The organism is Streptomyces sp. NPDC002773 (assembly GCF_040295605.1).
GTDB lineage: Bacteria > Actinomycetota > Actinomycetes > Streptomycetales > Streptomycetaceae > Streptomyces.
The window spans coordinates 74787-95602 of sequence record NZ_JBEOVO010000025.1 but is presented as its reverse complement, the minus strand read 5'-3'; the positions used below and the strand labels follow the sequence as shown (position 1 = coordinate 95602).

16 protein-coding genes and 1 tRNA gene are annotated in these 20816 nt (G+C 70.9%); 5 read left to right on the top strand and 12 right to left on the bottom strand.

The features are described 5' to 3' along the window. Nucleotides 1–269: 269 nt before the first annotated feature. The 4 genes from ABT034_RS26110 to ABT034_RS26095 form a co-directional block, all read right to left on the bottom strand. Nucleotides 270–2066 (bottom strand): DEAD/DEAH box helicase, encoded by a 1797-nt coding sequence (locus tag ABT034_RS26110; protein WP_351219272.1) that lies wholly within the window; start codon nucleotides 2064–2066, stop codon nucleotides 270–272. Between the two features lie 101 nt (nucleotides 2067–2167). After that, nucleotides 2168–2302, bottom strand: coding sequence for a hypothetical protein (locus tag ABT034_RS26105; RefSeq protein ID WP_351219242.1), 135 nt, complete (start codon nucleotides 2300–2302; stop codon nucleotides 2168–2170). A gap of 251 nt (nucleotides 2303–2553) precedes the next feature. Then, nucleotides 2554–2754: a CopG family transcriptional regulator gene (locus tag ABT034_RS26100; RefSeq protein ID WP_351219240.1), complete on the bottom strand. Its 201-nt coding sequence runs from the start codon at nucleotides 2752–2754 to the stop codon at nucleotides 2554–2556. Nucleotides 2755–2797: 43 nt separating this feature from the next. Further along, entirely contained in the window at nucleotides 2798–4288 is a 1491-nt protein-coding gene (locus ABT034_RS26095; protein WP_351219238.1) for an MFS transporter, read from the bottom strand. A 190-nt stretch (nucleotides 4289–4478) separates the two neighbouring features. On the opposite strand from ABT034_RS26095, the gene ABT034_RS26090 reads away from it, so the two are divergent. Both ABT034_RS26090 and ABT034_RS26085 read left to right on the top strand, forming a co-directional pair. Further along, nucleotides 4479–4550, top strand: a tRNA-Cys gene (locus tag ABT034_RS26090). Between the two features lie 59 nt (nucleotides 4551–4609). Further along, nucleotides 4610–4990: a phage holin family protein gene (locus ABT034_RS26085; RefSeq protein ID WP_351219236.1), complete on the top strand. Its 381-nt coding sequence runs from the start codon at nucleotides 4610–4612 to the stop codon at nucleotides 4988–4990. A 15-nt stretch (nucleotides 4991–5005) separates the two neighbouring features. Here the strand turns inward: ABT034_RS26085 and ABT034_RS26080 are convergent, their stop codons facing one another. From ABT034_RS26080 to ABT034_RS26070, 3 genes are all read right to left on the bottom strand, one after another. After that, entirely contained in the window at nucleotides 5006–5647 is a 642-nt protein-coding gene (locus ABT034_RS26080; RefSeq protein WP_351219234.1) for a hypothetical protein, read from the bottom strand. Between the two features lie 68 nt (nucleotides 5648–5715). Beyond that, a complete protein-coding gene (locus tag ABT034_RS26075; protein ID WP_351219232.1) occupies nucleotides 5716–8055 on the bottom strand; it encodes a hypothetical protein in 2340 nt (779 codons plus the stop codon). A 14-nt stretch (nucleotides 8056–8069) separates the two neighbouring features. Beyond that, nucleotides 8070–8510 (bottom strand): hypothetical protein, encoded by a 441-nt coding sequence (locus ABT034_RS26070; RefSeq protein ID WP_351219230.1) that lies wholly within the window; start codon nucleotides 8508–8510, stop codon nucleotides 8070–8072. Nucleotides 8511–9159: 649 nt separating this feature from the next. Here ABT034_RS26070 and ABT034_RS26065 point away from each other — a divergent pair. The 3 genes from ABT034_RS26065 (at nucleotide 9160) to ABT034_RS26055 (ending at nucleotide 14478) form a co-directional block, all read left to right on the top strand. After that, entirely contained in the window at nucleotides 9160–10011 is an 852-nt protein-coding gene (locus ABT034_RS26065; protein WP_351219270.1) for a protein kinase family protein, read from the top strand. Between the two features lie 68 nt (nucleotides 10012–10079). After that, entirely contained in the window at nucleotides 10080–12254 is a 2175-nt protein-coding gene (locus tag ABT034_RS26060; protein WP_351219228.1) for a protein kinase domain-containing protein, read from the top strand. A gap of 121 nt (nucleotides 12255–12375) precedes the next feature. Continuing rightward, on the top strand, nucleotides 12376–14478 hold the full coding sequence (locus tag ABT034_RS26055; protein ID WP_351219226.1) for a serine/threonine-protein kinase: 2103 nt from the start codon (nucleotides 12376–12378) through the stop codon (nucleotides 14476–14478). Nucleotides 14479–14497: 19 nt separating this feature from the next. Here the strand turns inward: ABT034_RS26055 and ABT034_RS26050 are convergent, their stop codons facing one another. The 5 genes from ABT034_RS26050 to ABT034_RS26030 form a co-directional block, all read right to left on the bottom strand. Next, the gene (locus tag ABT034_RS26050; protein WP_351219224.1) at nucleotides 14498–15151 is read right to left on the bottom strand and encodes a hypothetical protein; all 654 of its coding nucleotides are present in this window, start codon (nucleotides 15149–15151) and stop codon (nucleotides 14498–14500) included. Between the two features lies 1 nt (nucleotide 15152). Further along, on the bottom strand, nucleotides 15153–17477 hold the full coding sequence (locus tag ABT034_RS26045; RefSeq protein WP_351219222.1) for a DUF6571 family protein: 2325 nt from the start codon (nucleotides 17475–17477) through the stop codon (nucleotides 15153–15155). A gap of 60 nt (nucleotides 17478–17537) precedes the next feature. Continuing rightward, on the bottom strand, nucleotides 17538–17954 hold the full coding sequence (locus ABT034_RS26040) for a hypothetical protein (protein ID WP_351219220.1): 417 nt from the start codon (nucleotides 17952–17954) through the stop codon (nucleotides 17538–17540). Between the two features lie 52 nt (nucleotides 17955–18006). Then, nucleotides 18007–19194: a type VII secretion-associated serine protease mycosin gene (gene mycP / locus ABT034_RS26035; protein WP_351219268.1), complete on the bottom strand. Its 1188-nt coding sequence runs from the start codon at nucleotides 19192–19194 to the stop codon at nucleotides 18007–18009. A 77-nt stretch (nucleotides 19195–19271) separates the two neighbouring features. Further along, nucleotides 19272–20777: a hypothetical protein gene (locus ABT034_RS26030; RefSeq protein WP_351219218.1), complete on the bottom strand. Its 1506-nt coding sequence runs from the start codon at nucleotides 20775–20777 to the stop codon at nucleotides 19272–19274. Between the last annotated feature and the right edge of the window lie 39 nt (nucleotides 20778–20816).

Here is a 20816-nt window from a genome sequence, read left to right as displayed (position 1 = left end):
AGTAGCGACCCGCTCCGCTCAGCGGAAGACCTCGTCCAGAATCCGGGCGCCGGCGACCGGATAGAGACGGTTCGGGACCTTCGTCGGTCACACGCGGGACTTTGGCGGACAAGATCGGCTTTGTCGTGCCCGTAGCGTGGAAGCCGCCCGGAGGCCGACCGTGGGGGCCGGTCCCCGGTGCCGGTTCCGGCGCGGGTCCCGCCGCGGCGGGACGAGTGAGGCCCGTACGAACGCCGTCGTACGGGCCTCAGCCACACCACTCCCGCGGATCACCGCATCCGCGTGGCCCACTCCTGCACCTTCTTGATCCGTTCCCGGATCTGCCCGGCGGTCGCCTCCGCGCTCGGCGGCCCGCCGCACACCCGCCGCAGCTCGGTGTGGATCACGCCGTGCGGCTTGCCGGTCTGGTGGACGTACGCGCCGACCATCGTGTTGAGCTGCTTGCGCAGTTCGAGGAGCTCCTTGTGGGAAACGACGGGACGCCGCTCGGCAGGAAGCTCCAACAGGTCCGCCTCGTCGTCCGGCTTCTTGCGGCTGTGCGCGATCTGCCGGGCCTGGCGCTTCTGAAGCAGCAGTTGGACCTGGTCGGGTTCGAGGAGGCCGGGGATGCCGAGGTAGTCCTGCTCCTCGGCGCTGCCGGGGTGGGCCTGCATGCCGAACTCGGCGCTGTTGTAGAGCACGCGGTCGAAGACGGCGTCGGACTCCAGCGCCTCGAAGGGCAGCATGTCCTGCTCGCCGGTGTCCTCGTCCTGCTGCCGCTCGGCCTCGGCCATCTCCTTCTCGGACTCGGCATACGGGTCCTCGTCCTCGCCCGCCTTCTTCGGCTTGTCGAGGACGTGGTCGCGCTCGACCTCCATCTCGTTGGCGAAACCGAGGAGGCTGGGGATCGTCGGAAGGAACACGGACGCGGTCTCGCCCCGCCTGCGCGAACGTACGAAACGGCCGACGGCCTGCGCGAAGAACAGCGGCGTCGAGATCGTCGTCGCGTACACGCCGACGGAGAGGCGGGGTACGTCGACGCCCTCGGACACCATGCGGACGGCGACCATCCAGCGGTCGGTGCTCTCGCTGAACTCGTCGATCCGGTTCGAGGCGCCGGTGTCGTCGGAGAGGACGACGGTGGCCTTGGTGCCGGTGATCTCGCGGATCAGCTTGGCGTACGAGCGGGCCGAGTCCTGGTCGGAGGCGATGACGAGGCCGCCGGCGTCCGGGATGGACTTGCGGACCTCGGTAAGCCGCTGGTCGGCGGCGCGCAGGACGTTCGGCATCCAGTCGCCCTTGGCGTCGAGCGCGGTGCGCCAGGCCTGCGAGACGGCGTCCTTGGTCATCGGCTCGCCGAGGCGGGCGGCGATCTCGTCGCCGGCCTTGGTGCGCCAGCGCATGTTGCCGCTGTAGGAAAGGAAGATGACGGGGCGGACGACACCGTCGCCGAGGGCGTTGCCGTAGCCGTACGTGTAGTCGGCCGAGGAGCGCCGGATGCCGTCGTTCCCCTCCTCGTACGTGACGAAGGGGATCGGGTTGGTGTCCGACCGGAAGGGCGTACCGGTCAGCGCGAGGCGCCGGGTGGCGGGCTCGAAGGCTTCGAGGCAGGCCTCGCCCCAGGACTTGGAGTCTCCGGCGTGGTGGATCTCGTCGAGGATGACGAGGGTCTTGCGCTGCTCGCAGCGGTTGCGGTGGAGCATGGGCCGGACGCCGACACCCGCGTAGGTGAGGGCGACGCCGTCGTACTCCTTGCTGAGCGGCCCGGCGCTGTACTCCGGGTCCAGCTTGATGCCTATCCGCGCGGCGGCGGCGGCCCACTGCTTCTTGAGGTGCTCGGTCGGCGCGATGACGGTGATCTGCTGCACGACGTGGTGGTGCAGCAGCCACGAGGCGAGGGTCAGCGCGAAGGTGGTCTTGCCGGCGCCGGGGGTGGCGACGGCGAGGAAGTCACGGGGCTGCTCCTGGATGTACTTCTCCATGGCGCCCTGCTGCCAGGCGCGCAGCTTGCCGGCGGTACCCCACGGGGCCCGGCCGGGGAAGGCGGGAGAGAGGTGATGGGAGGAGGTGGTGGTAGTAGTCACGATCTCCGGGTTCGACGCTCGTCCAGATATGACAACCGGGCCACCTTACCGGCGGCCCGACCGGAACGACGTACGAAACGGGGCGGGGGCGGCCCGGGTGCGATTCAGCTCACGTCGGGGACGATCAGCTCACCAAGTCCCCGCGCGATCGCCCCGACCTCGTCGGTCTCACCGGTGGCTACGGCGATGACCAGGCGTTCCGCGGCGTCGATGTCTGGCCGGAGCTGAACGCCGTTCATGGCGAGGAAGGTGACGCAGGACAGCCAGGCCCGCTCTCTGGTGGCCGCCGATGAAGGGGCGGCCGAAGGCCAGCGACTGCAGGAGTGCGGCCGCCTTTTCCACGGCACCCGGGTAGACGGCCTCGCCGAAGGGTGCGGAGGACCGCCGGAAAGCCGCCTCCGCGACGAGGCCGCCGTCGCGCACCAGCGGCGGGCCCCGCATGCGTCCTCGGCGATCCCGACGATGTCCTCGCCTCAGAGGTAGAGGTACGTCATCCGAGGCGCTCCAGGAGTTCGCTCCACTTGCCCGCCTGCTCGCGAGAGGTCTGCCTCACCCTCGCTTCGTGCGCCGTCCCGGCCAGGTAGGCGTCGACGGCCCGGAGTACGAGCGCGTGCTGGCTGACGCCCTCCTCCTGGGCACGCCGCCTCAGCGCTTCGGTCTGGTCGTCACGGAGATGCAGGTCCATGGCCATACCGGCACATTACTCGCGTGGGGACGATCCGGTGCGGTCTTGCTCAACGCTCCCGCTCCGGCCCCAACCGCGTAGCCACCCACGCCCCCACCGCCGCCACCCCCGCCATCGGCAGGAAGACCGCCGCGAAGGCGAGGGGGTGGGAGCCCGTCGACGCGTGGGCGGTGACCGCGTGGCCGACCGCGCCGCCGCCGAGGGCCGCGAAGGCCGCGCCGCCCGCGGCGAGGAGGAGGACGTTGGAGAGGCCGTCGGAGATCTGGAGGGCGGCCGAGTTCGCGCCCACCTCCTCGGGCGCGGAGAGCTTCATGAGCAGCACGCTCGTCGAGGAGATCACCGCTCCCATGCCGAGGCAGCCGACGGCCCAGGCCGCCGCGAGGACCCAGACCGGCACCGCCGTGATCAGCACGCTCGGCGCCACCGCGATCGCGAGGGCGACCAGGGCCATGCCGAGGACGACGAGCCGTTCCCGGTACGGCTCCGTCCACGGCCGGGCCTGGATGTACGAGCCGAGCGCCCAGGTGAGGCCGCCCAGGGCCAGGGAGAGCCCGGCCAGGGTGGGGCTGAGGCCGCGCTGGGTGACCAGCATCAGCGGGACGAACGACTCGGCCGCGATGAAGGCGCCGGCGGCGATGCCGCGGAGGAGGACGACGGACGGCAGGCCGCGGGCGGCCCGCCAGGTGCCGTGCGGCAGCAGCCCGCGGACGGTGGGCACGAGGAGCGCGATGCCCACGGCGGCGGGGAGCAGGGAGAACCAGCGCAGTTCCTGGCCGCCGTACTGCAGGAGCGCCGCCCCGGCCGAGATGCCGAGCGCGAGCCGGATCCGGCGCCGGTCCCAGGGGGCGACGGGCGCGTCCGGGTCGGCGGGGCCGGAGGCGGTGCGGCGTATCGCGGGGAGGGCGAGGGCCAGTGGGAAGACGACGAGGACGGGGATGCCGAGGAAGACCCAGCGCCAGCCGAGGTGCTCGGTGACGGTTCCGGAGGCGAGCGGGCCGACGACGGAGGGGACGACCCAGCTCGCGGCGAAGGCGGCCATGATCGCGGGCCTGAGGTGTTCCGCGTAGGCCCGGCCGACGATCACGTACAGCGCGACGATGACGAGGCCACCGCCGAGGCCCTGGACGGCCCGGCCCAGGATGAACAGCCACATGGCTCCGGCGGTCCCGGAGAGCAGCAGCCCGGCGGCGAAGGCGCTGATGCCGGCAGTGAGGGGCGCGAGGGGCCCTCGCCGGTCGGACCACTGACCGGCGAGAACCATGCCGAAGAGGCTGGTGGTGAAGTACGCGGAGAAGGCGAAGGCGTAGAGGGAGACGCCGTTCAGCTCGCGGGCGGCGACGGGCATGGCGGTGCCGACGGCGGTCGCCTCGAAGGCGATGAGCAGGACGACGGAGACGATGCCGATACTGAGCGCCCGGTGGGCCGGGTCGAGGACGGACCCCTTGGGGCCGGCGCCGTCCGCGTCGTCCGCGGCACGGGGCCCGGAGCTGTCGGAGACGACGGCGGCTGCGTCGGCGTCACGGGGTTCGAGGGCACTCATTCCCCCAGAGTAAGAGGTGAAGACCTGAATGACCCCTGTCAGGAGTCCCGATCCCGTTCAGCCCTTGGGCGTAGGACCGCGACGACCACGAACGGAATGTTGCGGCGGTGTGGCAGTCGCATGGCACGGCCCCCGGAACCCTTGAGCCCCCTCGCGGCCGCCGCCTACCGTCGTACTCGTCGCACCACACGACCGTGTGCCCGAGTGGTTGAGGGGCCGGCCTGCAAAGCCGGTTACGTCGGTTCGAATCCGATCACGGTCTCCGAGTGATCCCTTCGGGGATCTTCACAGTCGCCCACCGCGTGTGCGACAGTCCGCCACATGAGCGATCAAGGCATACGCAAGCTGGGCGTCCTCGTCGGCGTGGGCGCCGCCGGCGCCCTGTTGCCCGGCATCACCCTGGGTACGGAGACGGGCGTCGTCCTCTCCGTCCTCATGGCCGCTCTGGTGATGGTGGTCCTCACCCAACTGGTCCACATCGGGCCGACCGGCCGCGTCCCGCTGCCCCTCCTCGCCGTCTTCGGCCTGGTCGGCTTCGTCCAGGACGCCCTCATCTGGTGGCTGCTGTCCTGGCTGGGCCCGAAGATCTCGGAACTCCGGGTCGAGGGCTTCGCGACGATCCTCCTCGCGGCCCTGATCACCCGATCAACGGTCCTGCTCCTGTCCCAGCTGTCCCCGGCCGCCGAGACGGCCGGGGACTGAGGGGGACGGCGGCGGTTACTGCTCGCCGCGCCACTTCTTCACCTGGAAGACGGGCTTCTCCGGCAGCCCGGCATTGTTCTCGCAGCCCAGCTCCTTAACCACCGCGAGGGTGACGGAGTGGAGGACGGTGAGATAGGCCTCGCGGGTGGCGGGGGTGTTGGCGGGGTAGGTGCCCTTGATCGGCTTGTCGAACCTGAGCGAGCCCGCGATGGGGGCCGGCTCTTCCTCCGACCCCTTCAGCCGCGAGCTGGAGCACCCTACGAAGAGGTCTGCCGTCCTGTTGTTCGCGCTCGCCTCCCGGCCCATCCCGTAGAGATACCGGCCGGCAGCTGTCCACTTGGTGCCGTCGTCGAACCGGTCGGCGTTCTCGTACACCCGGAAGTCTATCTTGACCCTGAATCTCGGACCGGTGTCGGCGATCACCTCGCACATGTCGGGATGGCCGGGCGGCCTGCCCACCCTCGCCTGATCCTCGACCAGCACATTCGCGGTCCGCTCCAGACCAGTTCCCTTCGAGTGGAACTCCTTCGTGCCGAGCACCGACTCAAGCGACCCGACCGCTGTGGGCGAGAGCGTCTCGTCGCACTGCTGCGCGGCCTGCGGCGGCTCCTCCTCACCGCTTCCACAAGCGCTGAGGAGCAGGCCGAGGGCCAGCACGGTCGATACGGACGCGGATGCTCTTCTCATCGGATTCCTCGTGGGGTCATGGAGTCGGTGGCGGAGGTTCAGCCGGTCTCAGGGGCGTTGCCGGTCTGGTTCGCATGATCGTTGCCAAGTCCGTAGCCGTTGTTCACGGCCTCGATCATGTCCTGCCGGAAGCCGCTGCTCACCTGGTCTCGATGCTCGAACATGAACCGCTCCATCGGCGAGGTGGCGCTGTACCGGCCGGCCTCGTAGATGGCTTTGTTGTCCTCGTGGATCTGATCCTCGGTCTTGTCCTTGTGGTCCTCGACAGACTTCTCCGACCAGTCGCCGACGACCTGCCCGGCCAACTGCTCCATGACGCCCGACCCGGTGTCAACCGCGAGCGGTACAAGGACGGCGGCCGCGCCGACCGCCGCGGTGGCGGGCAGGAAGGCGACACCCGCCGCAATGCCGACCGTGGCGCCGAGCTGCACCCAGCCGGCCTTTTTCGCCTGCTCCTTCTCGTACTCCTCGTGCGCCTTCATGCCCTCGGCCTCGACCTGGTTGGCACGCGACTCGTCAAGGACGCCCTGGAACGTGGCCCCCGTGTACACGGCAGCCTGTGCGTTTCCCTCGTCGATCTTGCCATTCGGGCCGACCTGCGCCTCAAGGACGCTGGTGGTGTAGAGGCGTTCGGCCGTGGACAGGGTCGCGTAGGCGTCCGGGTGCTGACCAAGAGTGCTCAGGAAGCCGACCGCCGTGCTCCGCCCGAACTGGGGGTGCGCCTCCAGGTCCTTGGTCGGCGTGAAAGGCCGGTCCGAGCGGTTCTCGTCCAACGCCCAGTTGAGGTCGTCGATGTAACCGGCGCCCATGGTGCCGAGGCTGTCGGCCATCGTGGACTGCCACTTCTTGAGCAGTTCGGGATCGTCGCCGTACTTCGCGACGACATCCTGCATGATCTTGCCCGTGGTCTCGTCGCGCTTGAGCTCCGGCGTCGGGTCGTCCCAGGCGTGGCCGAGGGTCGCGGCCTCCAGCGCGTGGCCGAGTGCGTCCGGCATGTAGTCGGCCGACTTCTTCGCGTCGTCCGGGTGGTGCCCGTCGATGTCGGGGAAGAACTCGTACTTCTCGTTGCCGAAGAAGTCGAGGTAGTTCTCGATCTTGTTGCCGTCCTTGTCCTTGCCGAGGTCCAGCTGCCCGCCGACGCTGCCGTCCTTGTTGTACGAGGTCAGCGGATCCTTCGAGAAGAACTCCTTCGACGCCTCCGGGCTGTGCCCGAGCGCCTCCAGCATCGAGACCATCGGGTCGAAGCCGGAGCCGTTGACGCCCGACGGGTTGTACTGGTTCTTCAGCCAGCCGCCGCCCATCGGCTTGCTGTCGGCGAACATGTACGGGTCCTTGGCGTGGAGCTGGGTGACGTGCTCCGCGATGGGGACCAGGAACTTCTTGTCGTAGTCGCCGTAGCGCATGATGCCGCCGAGCAACTGGTAGCCGTACGCCGGGTTGTTGTCGTACTTGACGAGCGGGATCCGCTCCGTGCCCAGCTTGCGCATCTCCGAGGACCACTTGTCGGTCCACGCGTCGCCGCCCTGCGTCGCCGTTGCCAGGTTCATGCCCAGGTTCCGCTGGAGCTCCTGGACGTCGGCGAGGCGCTGCTTGTCGACCTTCGAGTAGTCGTACGTGTCCGTGGACAGCTGGCCGAAGAACTCCAGCGCGCCCTTCGGGCCCATGCCGTCGTAGAAGGTCCGGGAGAACTCCTTCGAGCCGCTGTTGTCCTTCAGCAGCTCGTTGAGGCGCATCAGCTCCTCGTGGGAGATGTCCCGGCCCTTCTTCGCCAGGTCGACGGCGCGCTGCGCCTCCTCGGCGTCGAGGCTGGTGTACTTCGGGGCGCTGAAGTTGTGCTTGTCGCCGGTGATGTTGGCCCTGAGCGCGTTGGAGCAGGCCACGTCCGCGTCGTCGCAGGCCTCGACGATCGCGTCGATCCGCCGCTGCATCTCGGCGATGTCGGCGCGCTCCTTGCGGACCATGTCCTGGAAGTCGGGGTCGTGCCGCATCCCCTGGTCCTTGGTGCTGGACAGCGGCTCGACCGCCTCGACCGTGCCGTCGGACCTCACCCGGAAGCGTTTCGCGGGGGCTTCCGTCTCGACGATCTTCTTGAGGTCGTCCTTCGCCTTCTTGAAGGCGTTGTAGCCGTCCGCCAGGACCTTGTGGATGCCGTCGGCGGCCTTGGCCGCGTCGTCGAACTCCTTCGCGGTCTTGTCCACGAACGGCTTCGTGACCTCGGCGTTCACCCCGCGCCAGTAGTCGTCCTTGGCCTTCGCCGCCATCGTCGTACGGGCGTCGGACGCGAGCGTGTCCAGCTTGCCCTTCATCGCCGACCAGTCGTCGGCCGAGGCCTTCATCTTGTCGAGCGGCGCCTGGTACACGTTGTCAAAGGTCAGCACAGCAGGTCCCCCGCCTACTTGAGGTACTCGTTGATCTTGGAGGCCGAGAAGGCCGCCTTGATGTCCGCCTCTTCCTTGGCGTGCGAGGCCGCGCTGTAGTCGAGGTGGTTGGAGATGTTGGCGCAGGCGTCGAGCAGCGTGTTCAGCTGCGAGCTCCACGTCTCCTGCACGGTCGACATCGCGGAACCGGTGAGGAAGCCGTGGCTGGACATGCCGGACGCCGCCTCCGTGGTGTTCGTACGCGCGTGGTTCCCGTCCTTGGCCAGCCGGCCGTGCAGCGCGTAGGCGGCGCTGCCGATGGCGCCGAGCTTGTCCTGGTCGACGCTGAGGTCGGCGTTCCCGCCGCCCCCGCCGCCGGGGTCGGGGGCGACCTGGTTGAGCCTCATGCCCACGCTGTCCGTGGACGCGGACGTGGACGTGGACCGGACCGACGCCCACTCCTGATCGAACGACATGCTCTCCCCCGTGACGGTGATCGTTCCGGCTTCGCCTCAGCAAGTTCCGTGCCCACGGAAACACGGCGATCGTAGACCCCCGGGCGCCTGTTCGAGCGCCACGCACGGGGAATCACCGCCGTCCCCGAGATCTTCACGGCGTCCGCATGCCCACTTCACCTTCGCAACCCGGAAAGACCGGACTTTCCCGGCCGCCCGCACGGCGACCCCGCGCCTCGGCGCCCCTCCCGGGCACGGCCCCCCGCCCCCACCTCGATAGGCTCGACCCGCCCCCGTCACCACGGGGCGCGCACGGACGACGGGGGCAGGACCGGTGGAACGACGGGGAGCAGGGCCGGCGGAACAGCCGCGCAGCCAGCAGGAGTCCGCGCGTCCCGAGCCGGAAGCGACGGGACGGACCGGGCGGGCGCGGCAGGAAGCGACGGGACGCACCGCGCAGCCCCCGCAGGAAGCGACGGGACGCACCGCGCAACCCCCGCAGGGACACGCCCACCCGACCGCGCCCCCCGCGCAGGGACACGCCCACCCGCCCGCGCAACCCCCGCAGGGACACGCCCACCCGACCGCGCAACCCCCACAGGGACCCGCCCACCCGCCCGCGCAACCCCCACAGGGACCCACGCGGCCCCCGCACGATTCCGCCCGCCGGATCGGCCCGTACCGGCTGATCACCCGGCTCGACCCGCCCCACCCCCCGCCGCCCTGCCGCCGGTTCGTGGCCCGGACCGAGGACGGCGAGCACACCGTCCTGCTCCACGCCCCGCTGCCGGGCACCGACCCCGCGCGGTTCGCCGCCGAGGCCGAGGCCGCCCGCTACCTCCTCGGGCCCTGGATCGCCCCGGTGACGGGCGTGGCGGGACCCGGCGAGGCCCCCTGGTACGCGAGCCCGTACGTCCCGGCGCTCCCCCTCCCCGTGGCCCTGGCCGTCCACGGCGGCCCGCTGCCCGAGGCCACCGTCCGCGCCGTCGGGGTCGCCCTGGCCGAGGCGCTGGCCGCCGCGCACGGCCAGGGCCTCACGCACGCCGGGGTGTCCCCGGCCGCCGTCCTGCTCACCGCGGACGGCCCCCGGCTGACCTGCTTCGGGGCGGTACGGGCCGCCGCGGCCGACGGCGAGCCGCGCACCGGCCTGCCCGGCCTCGACCCGGGGGCGCTCGCCCCCGAGCAGGCCGCGGGCGGCCGACCCCGCCCGCCGGGCGACGTCTTCGCGCTCGGCGCCGTCCTCGCGTACGCCGCCACCGGCCACACCGTCCCCGAGCGGGACGAGATCCCGCCCGCGCTGCGCCCGCCGATCGCCTCCTGCCTGGCCCGCGACCCGGCCGACCGGCCCACGGCCGCCGCCCTGATGGCCTCGCTCGCGCCGCCGACCGCGCACGAGACGGTCCTGAACTCGGCCGGCTCCCTCCTCACCCCCGGCTGGCTGCCGGGCCGGGTGGTGGCCGCGCTCGCCCGCCAGTCCTCCGAACTCCTCGCCGCCGAACTCCCGGCGCCGACCGGGGTCTGAAGGCCCCACGGCTCGCAGAGCCCCCTCCCTCCCCGCCCTCCCTCCCTGGATCTGACGGACCTGACCTCATGCTGTCGCCCCTGACCCACGACGACCCGGCCGCCGTCGCCTCGTACCGTCTCCTCGCCCGCCTGGGCTCCGGCGGCATGGGCACGGTGTACCTGGCGCGCACCCCCGGCGGCCGTACCGTCGCCCTGAAGACAGTGCACGCCCGCCTCGCCACCGACCCCGCCTTCCGGGCCCGGTTCCGGCTGGAGACGGACGCGGCGCGGATCATCGGCGCCCGGCACGGCGCGGCCGTCGTCGACGCGGATCCGCTGGCGGAGACGCCGTGGCTGGCCACCGAGTACGTCCTCGGTCCGCCGCTCGACGACGCCGTCGCCCTCGGCGGCCCGCTGCCGGAACCGACCGTCCGGGCCCTGGGGGCCGCACTCGCCGGGGCGCTCGCCCAGTTGCACTCCTCGGACGTGGTGCACCGGGACCTCAAGCCGTCGAACGTCCTCGTCACCGCGTACGGCCCGAAGATCATCGACTTCGGCATCGCCCGCGCGGCCGGCGACGACCACCTGACGCGTACGGGAGCGGCGGCAGGCACACCCGCCTTCATGTCGCCGGAGCAGGCGAGCGGCCAGGAACACCCCCCGGCGGGTGACGTGTTCGCCCTCGCCGGCGTCCTCGTCTTCGCCGCCACGGGCCACGGCCCCTTCGGTACGGGCTCCCCCGCCGACCTCCTCTACCGCGTCCGCTACGCCGACCCCGACCTCACGGGCGTACCGGAAGCCCTGCTGCCGCTCCTGACGGCCTGCCTCGCCAAGGACCCGACGGCCCGCCCCACCACCGGCACCCTGTCCGACCACCTCCACGACGGCCACGGCGAGTTCGCCGACCACCTCCCGCCGCTGCTCCTCACCGACATCGCCCGCCGCGCGACGGACGTCTGGCTGCACACACCGCACCGCCTCCCGGCCCCGGCGGAGTCGGCGATCGCGGAGACCACCCCGAGCACCCCCCTCTCCCGCCGCCGCGCCCTCACCCTGGGCGGCGGCTCCCTGCTGGGCCTGGCGGGGGCGGGCGCGGGCGTGTGGGCGTGGCTGGGGTCGCGGGAGGACACCGCCAAGACGTCCGCCGGCGCCCCCGCTCCCACCGCGATCCCCGCCACGACGGCTTCGGACGGCGCGCCGGCGCCGCTCTGGCGGAAGGAAGCCCTGGACCGCGAGGAGAGCACGACGCAGCTGATCGCCGGTGACGTCGTGGGCTTCGCCGAGACCGTCTCCTTCCGGGCTCGCGCCCTGGACAGCGGCGCCGAGCTGTGGACCGACTGGAGGGTGATGGAGCCCCAGCAGGTCACCTCGGACGGCACGTACTTCTACGCGTCCGACGGTCCTAGCCAGGGGCCGGGGATCCTGCAGATCCGGACCCTCGCGCCCCGCACCGGCGAGGAGGCCGCCCGGCTGATCGAGCTCAAGGGCTTCGAGGGTTCGCAGTTCGGCACGCAGCTTCTCACCGCCGCCGGCGGACGCCTCTTCGCCGCCTCACGGCTCGGCAGACATACGGACGACCTGGAGGCTCGGGAGACCGGCTGGCATCTGATCGCCGTCGATCCGCGCACGGGCAAGGAGGCATGGCGCCACCCGTACAAGTGGGACGGCGTCCGCCCCTGGCTCTCCCAGGTCGTCGGCGACCGGCTGGTCCTCGGCAAGAACAGCGGCGACCTGGAGTCGTTCGTCGTCCAGGCCAGGGACGTGCGCACCGGCCGGCAACTGTGGCAGCGGTCCATCCCCCTGAAGGACTCCCAGTCGTTCAAGCCCGGCCAGCTGGCGGCCGACGACCGGCACCTCTACGTCGGCGGTGACCGCCTCCGGGCGCTGCGCCTCACCGACGGCGGGACCGCGTGGGAGTACGGCAGCGGCTCTTTCTACGGGCTGCCTGCCGTCGCCGGCGGTCTCGTCCACGCGAACGAGAGCGGCCGCGGGCTCGTGGTCGTCGGCGCCGAGAAGGGTGACAAGCGCTGGGAGGAAGCCCCCTCGGGCCGCAGCCTGACCCCGGAGCTGTTCACGGTCCCCGTGGTCGGGACGAAGTACGTGTACGCACCCGTCCGGGGTGGTCTGAGCGCGATCGACCGGACGACCCGCAGCTCGGCCTGGGTGTTCCCGACGGATGCCACCCGGTACGTCGTCGACAGGGCACGGAACCGGATCATCGGGGCCGGGATGTCGTCCGTCGTCGCCATTCCCTTCGCCTGAGGCCGCCACCTCCGGCACTCCCTCCTGATCGGCCGCTCCGCCCTCCCACCTGATCCGCCGCTTTCGCCCCCACCTGATCCGCTGCTTTCGCCCCTCCCTTCCCACGGACCTGGAATCTCACGTGACCACACAGCCCCTCGCCACCGGCGACCCGCTCCGGCTCGGCCCGTACCGCCTGCTCGGCGTCCTCGGCGAGGGTGGCATGGGCAAGGTGTACGTCGGCAGGGACGGCGCCGGAACACCCGCCGCCGTCAAGGTCCTCCGCCCCGAACTCGCCCACGACCAGCACCTCGCCCAGCGGTTCGTCCGCGAGGCCGACATGGCGCGGGCCGTCACCAGCAAGGGCGTGGCGCGGGTCCTGGGGGCGCAGACCGAGGGCGGCCGGCCGTGGATCGCCGCCGAGTTCCTCGCCGGCCCGACGCTGGACGAGGCCGTCCGCGCGTACGGACCAATGGACGAGGCCACCGTGCGCGCCCTGGCCGCCCAGCTCGCCCGTACCCTCCACGACATCCACGTGGCCGGACTCGTCCACCGCGACCTCAAGCCCGCGAACATCGTGCTCACCTCGACCGGCCCGCGGGTCATCGACTTCGGCATCGCGCGCCCCGAGCACGGCCTGACCCTCACGACGACGGGCCAGATCCCGGTGACGCCGGGGTACGGGGCTCCGGAGCAGGTCCTCGGTCAGCGCGTCGGACCGGCGTCGGACGTCTTCTCCCTCGGCGCGGTCCTCGCGTACGCGGCGAGCGGGCGGCGCACCTTCGACGGGGCGCACGTGGCGGCGGTCCAGTACGAGGTCGTGCACGGCGCCCCGGACCTGAGCCTGGTGCCGCCGGGGCTCCAGGAGCTGATCGGCCCGTGCCTGGCGAAGGACCCGGTCCACCGCCCGGCGCCCCCGCGGATCGCCGAGGCGTTCGCCCCGCCGAAGGGCGCCGACCGCGCCTGGCGCAAGGGGCCGCTGGCCGACGACATCAAACGACGCGAGACAGCAACGAAGCGTCTGACGGCACCCGCGGACACCGCCGTACCGTCGTCCTCGCCGTCCCGCCGCCGCTTCCTCACCGGCGCGGCGGCGGCCGTGGCGGTCCTGGGGGCAGGCGGAGGCGCCGGCGCCTGGTGGCTGAACCGCGACGGGGAGAAGTCCCCGACCGCCGACGTGCCCCCGGCCGTCGCCACCCCCGAAGCGGCCTTCGTCTCACTCATCGACAGCGAGCCGGGCAAAGCCCCGGACGCGCTGTGGGGCCCTCTCGACGTCGCCTCCCCGGAAGGGGAGACGCTGCTCCCCGTGCGAGACGTGGTGCTGATGCAGGCGAAGACGGGCGGGCTGCTCGCCCTCTCCGTCACGGACGGGAAGGAGCGGTGGCGGGCCAAGGACATCGACGCGGACGCCGGATTCGTCTCCGTCGCCGACCGGCTCGTCGTCGGCGTCGACGACGACGGCGTCCTGCACTCCTTCGTCGCCTCTACCGGCAGCCCCGTCTGGCAGACCCAGTCGGAAGTGAGCAACGTACTCGCCGCGGACGACACCCACGTCTACCTGGTGACGAAGAACGACGAGCTGCGCGCAGTCGACGCCTGGACCCTCGCCACCACCTGGACCCGCCCGATGACGTCTCCCCGCGCCGCGGAAGGTCCCGCCAGGGCCGCAGTCGGCGGGAAGCGGCTCGTGGTCCACGGCAGGGACGGCCGCGTCACCGTCCTGGACACCGCCACCGGCGAGACCGCCTGGCAGATCAAGGACCAGGGCACCCACGGCCAGATCCCCTCGATCAGTGGCGACACCGTGTACCTCGGCGGCTCCCAGCTGATGGCCCGACGCCTTACCGGCGGCGACTTCTTCTGGAAGGAAAGGGGCCACAACCTCTCCGAAGGGAACGGCTGGGGCAGTCCGACCGCCGACGGCGATTCCGTCTTCGCGGTCGACGGCTACAGGGCCCTCCACTACCGCACCGTGCCCGACGTCCGAACCGCGACCACCGAGTGGACGCAGATCATGGAGAGCCCGGGGAGCACCCTCACCGCACCCGTCGTGGAAGGGGCGACGGTCTGGCTTCCGGAAGCCGACGACAGCTCCGTCACCGTGGTCAAGAGGAACGTCGGCGGCGCCTCCCTGTTCACCGTGAAGATGCAGCGGGAGGGCCCCTACCGGATGGCGAGCGACGCCCATCGCGTCTTCATCGCCCGCGGCGGAAGGGTCGCGGCCATGCCGGTCTACGGCACGTGAGCCGACACCCTCGCCCTTCTCACGACCGCTTCGTCGCGGGCACGCCTTCGGCCAAGCCCGTGTCCGCGCACCCCAGCTCGGCCGAGACCTGCCGGGCCGCCGCGTTGGCGAGGGTGATCAGCCTGGTCCGCTGTTCCAGGTCGGTGTCGGGGTGGCCTGCCGGACCCCAGATGGTCGTCTCGACGACGATGTCGTGGGCGGGCGCCTTGAGACGGCAGGTGAAGTAGAGCTTGCCGAGCCCGGCGGAGGAGAAGGCCTGCAGTCCCGTGGCGTAGGAGGTCACCGACTTGGCGAGTTCCGAGTTGAGGTACGGGCCTTTGCCGACAGCGACCAGCTCGATCCTGAGGTCCTTCGGCCCGCCCTCGGCCGGGTCCAGGCCGCAGTAGCGCACCGCCTGCGGCTGGTAGGAGTCGGCCCGTGGTGCACGGGAATCGCCCCGCAGCGCGTCGAGGGCCTTGTCCGGTTTCGACCGGTCGTCCTCGAAACGCTCGCTATCCAGGACAGCCTTGAGCGCGGCCGCGGTGGAGGACTCCTTGGCGAAACCCCCGCAGGCCTCGGCCGCCGTCAGGCCCTCCGGTTCCTGCGCGGCCTCCCCGTCGCCGCCGTCGGAGCAGCCCGTGAGGAGCGCGGCCATGGCAAGGGCCGCACCGATACCCGCCAGCGCAGACCGCATGTCAGTCCTTCTTCTCGTACGGGTCGGGGAGGTTGTTGTCCTGTGCGTGCAGGCGCCCGGTCCGGATGTGGTCGACCAGGTCCTCGTTGAGCTGGTTGCGCTGGTCATAGGTCCAGCCGGGGGCCGTCGCGTAGGCGATGCCCGGCCTGAGCGAGTTCTCCTTGCCGTCGCTCAGCGCTGTCTCCTTCAGCTCGTCCGAGTTCTTCTTGAGCATTTCGTCCTTCTCGTACTTCTCCGCCATGTCATCGGCTTCCATACCGATGAAGGTCGTCACCGCGCCGCCCACCGTCTCGGCGGCCAGAGGTACGAGGACGCCGGCGGCGGCGCCGCCGGTCAGGGCGACGACGCCACCCGCGGCGACCGCTCCCACTCCGAACTTGACCCACTCGGTCGTCTTGGCGACGGCCTTCTTGTGCTCCTCGGAGTCCTTCTCGTAGTCCATGTCGATCTGCGCCATGCGGGACCCGTCCATGATGCCCTGCGCCTCCGATCCGATGCGCAAGGTGGTCCGCGCGTCGGTGAGGTCCCGTTCCTCGAAGTCGGTGCCGGGCTTCGGGCCCACCTGCTCGAGGACGCTCGTCGTGTACAACGACTCGGCCGCCGAGAGAGTGGAATGCCCGCTCTCGCTCTGCGACACGATGCCCATGAAGTTGATGGCATCGCCGCGGTTCCAGAGCAGCCCGGTGTCGAATTCCTCGCCGAACCGGGACTTGCCCTTGGCGTCGTTGGCGCCGAAGGGCGAGCGCTCCTGCTCTTCCATCGTCGTGTCGCTGTTCGTCTCCAGGGAGCGGTTCAGCTCGTCGATGTAGGCGGCGCCCATCTTGCCCAGGCTGTCGTCGATGCCCGGCTGCTCGTGCATGTACTTCGGGTCGCTGCCGTACCGCTCGACGACCTTCTGCATGACCTCCGCGTTCTCCTTGGTCCGCACGTCCTTGAGGCCCTCGGCCTCGGCGTCGTACGGGTGGCCGGTGGTCGCGGACTCCAGGGCGTGGCCGAGTGCGTTGTAGCCCGGCTCCCTCGTCCGGTCGCCCTTGTCGTTCAGCTCCTCGGGCCACTGGCGGTCCTTGGAGAAGTAGTCGAAGGGGTCGAGCTTCTTGTCGTCCTTGCTGTTCTCGGGCGTGACGTCGATGGAGCTGTTGAAGAACTCCGTCGACGCCTTGGGGTTGTGCCCGAGCGCCTCCATGAAGCCGATCACGGGGTCCTGGCCGAGGTCGCCGCCCTGCCAGTTCAGATGGCTCGGCATCCCGCTCATCTGCTGCCACGCCCGGTCGGCGGGCAGCCGTCCGTCGTGGGTCATCTTCCGCTCGGTGACGACGAGCCCGTTGCCGTAGTCCTTCAGGAACTTGTCGTCGTAGTCGCCGACCCGCATCAGGTTGCTCATGACCTGGAAGCCGTACGGGCTGGTGCCGCGCGTCTGGATGGGCTCGCTTCCGGCCTTGATGACGTCGGCCTTCCACTGCTCCATCTCGGGGCTGGTGGAGTGGGTCGCCGTGGCGAGCGTCATGCTCCAGTTCGTCTGGAGTTCCTTCAGCTTGTCGCGGTGGTCGACGCCGAGCCGGGAGCCGTCGCTGGGGTCGCCCATGTCGGCCCAGTACTCCATGCTGCCCTTCGGCCCGACCTCCAGGGCGAACTTCTCGGCGAAGTACGGGTCCTTCTGGTTGGCCTTGAAGAGGGCGTTGAGCTTGTCGATCTCCTGCGGGGTGGCTTCGTCGCCCTTCTTGTACAGCTCGTAGGCGGCGTGCGCGTCCTCGGCGTCCTGCGCCTTCGAGGCGGCCTTGAGGGAGTCGTACTTCGTACCGGAGAAGTTGTTCTGGTCCGTGCCGACGAGGCCGCGCAGGGCGCGGGAGGCCACGTCGTCGGCGTTGTTCGCCCGGTCGATCGCGGCCTTGATCGCCGCGTTCATGGCCTCGAAGTCAGCCGCCTCGGGCTTCGGCCCGTCGTAGTCCTTGGACCGGCTGTCGGGGCGGATCAGATGGCTGACGGTGCCCTGCTGGTCGATACGCAGTCCCTTGCCGGGGGCCTCCGCGACCAGCTTCTCCAGCTCGGTCTTCGCGGCCCGGAACTCGCTCTCCGCGTCCCGCAGGATGTTGCGGATGCTGCTCGCCTCGGTGAGGGCGTCGCCGAACTCCTTGGCGGTCTTGCGGACGAACGCCTGCGTCACCCCGGCGTTCTCGCCCTTCCAGTCGGCCTTCTCGGCCTTGCTCTGGAGGCCGGTCTCCGCCTTCTCCTTGGCCTTCTCCAGCTTGGACACCGTCTCCGACCAGACGGTGACAGCCTCCTTGAGACTGCCGAGCCGGGCATGGAGGACCTGGTCGAACTTCAGCATCTGTTTCCCTCGTCAGCCGACGCGGTCGGCTTCGTCGCCGGCGGCGTCACCGGCCTTGGCTCAGTTGAAGTGCTTGTCGATCGTGGAGATGGAGAAGTTCGTGACCAGCACTTCTTCATGGTTCGTATGACTGATGACGGTGTCTTCGAGGTGGTTGTGGATGTGCGCGCAGGCGCTGAGGAGCGTCTCCGCCTGACCGCGCCAGGTGTCCCACATCGTCCACATCGCCGACCCGGTCAGGAAGCCGTCGCCGTCCAGGCTCTTGGAGGCCGCGTTCGTCTGCGCGCCCGCGTGGAACGCGTCCCGCTCGAACCAGTGGAAGAGCTCCTGCGCCTCGTTGCCGACCGCCTTGAGCTCGGCGGACGTCACCTTGTAGTCGCTGGAGCCACCGCCACCGCCGGGGTCGGCGGGCACGCTGTTCAGCCTCGTCGCCACGGCCTGGCCGCGGGCTTGGCTCCACTCCTCGTCGAACGACATCTCTGCTTACTTCCCCATGGGTGCGTTACGGACGTCCAGCGGCGGGTCGGACTCAGCCCCGCCGCGAACGGAGTACGGGTACGGCGACGGCGGCACCGATCAGCACCGCCGCGCCGATGCCGAGGCCGATCCAGAGGCCGCTGTTGCCGCCGTCCGCGCTTGCCGCCTGGGGGGCGGGGGCGGGTGCGGGAGCAGAGGGCGCCGAAGTCGCCGGGTCCGCCGACGCGGAGGCGGGTGCGGAAGCGGAGGCGGACGGTGCGGCGGACACGTTCTCCTCAAGGTCCGCGATGGGCCGGACGCCGGCCGGGCCGGGGTCGCCGGGGGTCTTCAGGGCACGGAGGGGCCGGATGGCTCCGTAGCCGATGAAGTCGCTGCGCTTCGCGCCGTCCTTGGGTGCCGCGATCGTGTTGAGCATGACCTTCAGGACCTGGTTGTTGGTCCAGTCGGGGTGCTTCGACCAGATCAGCGCGGCTGCGGCGGAGGCGAGGGCGGTGGCATCACTCGTACCGCTCGACGTGCAGACACGGCCACCGCTGCAAGCGGCGACCATGTCCTTGCCGGGGGCCACGACGTCGACCTGGGGGCCGTACTGGGACATCGGGACACGCTTCAGTTTCCGGTCGACGGCGCCAACGCCGACGACACCAGGGGTCGCCCCCGGATATTCCGTCCGGTTCGCCTTGTCACCCGTGTTCCCCACGGAGGCGAAGACCAACGCGCCCTTGTCCAAGGCGTACTGCACGGCGTCCGTGAGCTGCTCCGAGCCGCTTGTGGCACCCTGCGAGATGTTGAGCACCTTGGCACCGGAGTCAACGGCGAAACGGATTGCCTCGGAGGCAAATTTGTTGAACTGCTCGTCGGAGTCCGCGGCGCTGCCGTTCTGATCGGGGGCCGGCAGCCGGATCGGAAGGATCTTCGCCCCAGGGGCGAGCCCGAAGGCGCCCGCGCCTCCATTGGCCTGGCCGGTTCCGGCGATGAGTCCCGCCATGCCCGTGCCGTGGCCTTCGACGTCGGTGTGCTCATCCCCCTGCGCATGGGGGGCCATGTCCTTGCCGTCGAGTACCTGACCTCGAAGGTCGGGATGGTTGTCCTCCACACCAGTGTCGATCACGGCGACCGTGACGCCCTTACCGGTGCTGATCTGCCAGATCTCTTCGGCGCCCATCGCGGTGAGGTGCCACTGACGATCCCGTTCGCCCGCTGCTTGGGCGGGAGCGGAAGTGATGCCCACCAGCAGCATCCCCAAGGCGGCCGAGGCGGTGACTCGGGCACGGCTCCGACGAATACTGCTGGTACGCATCTGCTTCCTCGCGCTGTTCAGTCGATGACGGGCGGCGCCGTGCGGCGGTTGCCCTGCTGCCAGGTCTCCTCGTCCTCGACAAGATAGTCGGGACGCTCGCCGTTCTGTTCCTCGCGCTCGCGACCGGCCGGCGTGGAGCCTCCGCGCACGAGGCCGGAGCCACCGGGCGTGAAGGGGCGTGCGGCACCGCCTACGGCACCCGCGGCACCTGCGGCGCCGGCGCGCTGCGCCTTGCCGCCGACCACTCCGCCGGTCTCGCCGGCGAGGCGGCGGCCGCCGCTGATGCCGTTCTGTCCGGCGCCCATGCCGCCGCCCATCGCGCCGCCCATACCGCCGCCCATCGGGCCGCGGCCCATGGCCGTTCCGTTGCGACCGCCGGCCTCGGTGCCGATGACGGTGCTGCGCGGGATGCCAGTCGCGGGCCTGCCTGTGGTGCTGGGTACCGCACGGCCGCCGCTGACGCCCTCGCGGGTGCCGCCGAGCGGGCCGGGGACGCCCGGCAGGCCGCGCGGGCCGCCGGTGATCGGGCCGCGCGGGTTGCCGGTGCCGCCGGTGACGGGCATGGTGCGGCCCTGGGGCCCCGGGTTGCCCTTCACCTGCAGCGGAGGCACGCCGGTGGTGACGAACGGGGGTGCAGCCCCGTCCGGCTTGGTGACCGGCGGCGGACCGCCGGGGGTCTGCGTCGTCGGACCGGTCGTGGTCGGCGGCAGGGTGTCCACGCTGTCGATGCCGAGGTCCACGGGGGTGTCGGGCCGCGGCTCCGGCCGGATGACGTGCGTCGGCCCGGTCGGGTCATCGGACGGCGACACGGTGCGCGTGTCGGGCGTCGCAGGGGTCTCGGTCTGCTGACGGGTCGTCGACGTGTCGCCCCTGGTGGTGCTTGTGGTGCTTGTCGTGCTGCTCTCGCGATTCGTCGAGTACGCGGATGACTCGTTCTCGCTGATGCGGCTACGACCGGGGTCCGCCGGCACGAAGTCCCCCGGCGGCGGCGGGAACGTCGGCGGTGCGAAGCTCGTCATCTGGAAGCTCGACCACTGGTACGCGGACGAGAGCTTCTTCATCTCGTCCGCCGCCGCCTGCTTGTTCGCCGTTTCCTTGGCCAGGATGGCGTCGAGTTGGTCGCTGGCGGCCATCGCCTTCTGGGCGTTGCGGGCGACCGTCGCCGAGTCGGGGTCGTTGCGGTACTTCTGCGCGGCTTCCAGGTTCGCCTTGGCCGACTCGTGGGAGGTGTAGCGCGGGATGGCGCTCTTGGCGAGGGCGATGGCCTGCGCCGCGCGGTGCATCCACTCGGCCGAGTGGGAGCTGTAGTCGCCGAGCTTGTACGTCGAGCTCACCACGCTCTCGGCCCACTCGGTGAAGGCCTTCTCCGCCTTGCCCGTCCATTCCACCCGGCCGGTGCGGTTCTTGAGCTGGCCGGCGATGCGGTGCAGTTCCACGGCCGCCGCCTGCAAGCGGTCGCCCGCGATCCTCACACCCGGCTCACTGGCTTCGTCCAGCCAGGCCAGCATGTCCTGGTGTGTCATGGAGTGGAAGTTGGTACCGCCGCCTCCGCCGCCCTGTGC